The organism is Pseudoalteromonas sp. S1650 (genome assembly GCF_005887195.1).
Classification (GTDB): Bacteria; Pseudomonadota; Gammaproteobacteria; order Enterobacterales; family Alteromonadaceae; genus Pseudoalteromonas; species Pseudoalteromonas simplex.
The window spans coordinates 1-430 of record NZ_PNDF01000294.1 but is presented as its reverse complement, the minus strand read 5'-3'; the positions used below and the strand labels follow the sequence as shown (position 1 = coordinate 430).

General features: G+C 60.9%; 3 tRNA genes. All 3 read left to right on the top strand.

Going from position 1 to position 430, the window contains the following annotated elements:
• Positions 1-41 precede the first annotated feature (41 nt).
• The 3 genes from CWB80_RS22420 to CWB80_RS22690 all read left to right on the top strand — a co-directional run bounded on the left by CWB80_RS22420 (position 42) and on the right by CWB80_RS22690 (position 332).
• Positions 42-117, top strand: a tRNA-Gly gene (locus CWB80_RS22420).
• 12 nt (positions 118-129) lie between these two features.
• Positions 130-203: transfer RNA gene (locus tag CWB80_RS22415), tRNA-Cys, on the top strand.
• Positions 204-237: 34 nt separating this feature from the next.
• Positions 238-332 (top strand) — tRNA-Leu (locus CWB80_RS22690).
• The last annotated feature ends 98 nt before the right edge of the window (positions 333-430 follow it).

Genomic DNA, 430 nt, shown 5'->3' with positions numbered 1-430 from the left:
CGCGTCCGTGTTGAGAGGGCATAGCCCCCAAGATAAAGAAAGCGGCACTAGCTCAGTTGGTAGAGCGCAACCTTGCCAAGGTTGAGGTCACGAGTTCGAGCCTCGTGTGCCGCTCCAATTATCTAATTTGGCGGAATGGCAGAGTGGTCATGCAGCGGATTGCAAATCCGTCTACCTCGGTTCGACTCCGGGTTCCGCCTCCATTCAACACTCCACGCGCTCTATGAGCAACCCGATGCCCGGGTGGTGGAATTGGTAGACACAAGGGATTTAAAATCCCTCGCTGGTAACAGCGTGCCGGTTCAAGGGGAAGCCCGCGCCCCAGGTCTCCAGACCGAGTCTGCGCTATCGGGTGCGAGCATCGGTAGTACAGAGAAGATGGGGCGGGGGTGGGGGGGTGGGGGGGGGGGAGGGGGGCCGGGGGTGGGGG